This window comes from Alteromonas sp. McT4-15 (assembly GCF_020515205.1).
Lineage (GTDB): Bacteria > Pseudomonadota > Gammaproteobacteria > Enterobacterales > Alteromonadaceae > Alteromonas.
Genome location: NZ_JAJALG010000085.1, coordinates 1 through 2014 on the forward strand (window position 1 = coordinate 1; position 2014 = coordinate 2014).

Here is a 2014-nt window from a genome sequence, read left to right on the forward strand (position 1 = left end):
GTAACATACTGTTTTACTGAATTTTTACTGTCCTGCCACATTCTTTCAACAGCAAAATCCTAGTTATTGGTGCATAAATTAAGTGTGTCTGGCGCATTGCTATTCACGATTACGGTACTAACTCGATATTCAGCCTCGATATTCAGCTTTATTAATGAAATAGGACAGCACTATGAAACACAAAATCGAAAAACGGTCGAAAACACTCATAACCCTTTCAGCGTTATTGGTGAGTTCAGCAATTACATTCAGTGTCAGCGCTGCGGCGCCACAAAAAGATGTACGTTTTGTGGGTGAGACACAATTTGCAGGGTTCTGCAAAGCAATCGTTAATGACGATATTAAAGTACTTCGCTCTAGTTTATCACGCAATGTAGGTCGCATTGGTGCAAGTCAACGCGAGGTGTTGCGCATGGTAACATCAGAAGAAGGATTAACCTGTAACGGCAGCAGTCTAATTGAGTTTTCAGTTGAACGCGATGCCAATGCGGTTTATGAATATCTAACGTCGCGCAGTTAAGCGGGTGGTAGTGTTAAACCCCACCAGCCATAAAAAAAGCGGGTTAGCAGAACAAACACCTAGTGTGTATGTCATGCCAACCCGCTTCTATTAGTATCCTCTATTGATTCACACCTTTACCAAGCGTTCTACGCGCGCTTTGCTAGCGTTAAAGAGTCGCTGTGTTTTAAAGCGCAGTTTCAGCAGCAGAACATAGGCCAATGGAACTAAGAATAAACTCGTTACTGTGGAAAATACTAAGCCACCAATGATAGCGATAGCCATTGGGGAATAGGGTGGGCCATCACCACCAATGCGCGTACTGCCCATTGCCAGTGGAATGAGTCCAAGAACCGTAGTGGCAACAGTCATCAGGATAGGTCGAATACGTGTCATACAACCTTCTAGTACTGCGTCATAGAGCGACAAGCCCTCATTGACCAGTTGATTGATACGATCTACAAGCACAATACCATTATTGACGACTATGCCCATTAGTATCAGCATACCAATTAGCCCCATAACGGACATGGGAGTACCGGTTACCATAAACGCCCAAAATACGCCCGTAAATGAGAACAGTAACGATGTAATCACTGATGTGGGTAAAACAAGCGATTCAAACAGCGCGGCCATTACCACGTATATCATGCAAAGCGCCAACAACATGTTCATTTGCATTACTGCAAACGCTTCGTCTTGACGCGAGAAGCTGCCATCTAGGGTCCACTTATAACCTGTTGGCAATTCGATGTTAGACAGTACTTGTTCAATACGCGCACGGGCCTGTTCAGTGGTGGTTTCACCTTCTAAATTTGCCCCAATAGCTAACGCGGTTTGGCGGTAGTTGCGGTTTATTTGCGATAACTGAGGTTTAACCGTAAAATCAGCGATCATATTCAGGTTGATAGACTGTCCCTGAGCAAAGCCAATATTGATGTTTTTAAGTTCACTGAGTGACGCTTGAACATCGCTACCAAACTTTAATTGCACATCCACCTCACCGGCATCACCGTAGCGAAATGTCCTAAGGTTATTACCGCGTAGGGCGGTAGCAACCAAATTCGCGACAGTATCGACCTGAATACCAAAGCGATTAGCTTTTTCTCTATCAACGCGAATTTGCACTTCATCGCGGGTAGAGCCCGTATCTGCTTTTACATCTTCCAACCCATCAATATTGGCAAGGATAGGAATAATTTGCTCTGATATTGATAGTAGAGTTTCTGAGGATTCGCCAAGTAATGTTACGCGAACGCCACCGCCATTACCGCTGTCCCACTGAAAAGAAGGGCGAGCGCGCACAAATGACGGCATATTTTCGCGTATATCTTCTTTTATTTTACTCACTGGTACGGGCAATTCGTCGTTCAGTGTAATACCACTTACTGCGTGTCCCGCTGTGAAATAGGTGTAGACCCTGAGGTATCCCCACAAATAATGACTAAAATTCAGTAAGATAAAAAATAAAGGGAACATTCATGACGTTTGGTGATCAGATCTTTCGCCAAAAAC

The 2014-nt window shown here is 44.0% G+C and carries 1 protein-coding gene and 1 pseudogene; one reads left to right on the forward strand and one right to left on the reverse strand.

The window, feature by feature from the left end; genetic code table 11:
- Nucleotides 1-172 precede the first annotated feature (172 nt).
- Entirely contained in the window at nt 173-520 is a 348-nt protein-coding gene (locus LHL20_RS20810) for a DUF3718 domain-containing protein (RefSeq protein ID WP_159624894.1), read from the forward strand.
- Between the two features lie 108 nt (nt 521-628).
- On the opposite strand, the pseudogene LHL20_RS20815 reads toward LHL20_RS20810, so the two are convergent.
- Nucleotides 629-1921 (reverse strand): annotated as a pseudogene (locus LHL20_RS20815) (efflux RND transporter permease subunit); the annotation flags it as partial.
- Nucleotides 1922-2014 lie beyond the last annotated feature (93 nt).

Excerpts from the sequence above, each read along its gene's own strand:
- LHL20_RS20810 (WP_159624894.1), top strand. The coding sequence starts at position 173 with ATGAAACACAAAATCGAAAAACGGTCGAAAACACTCATAACCCTTTCA.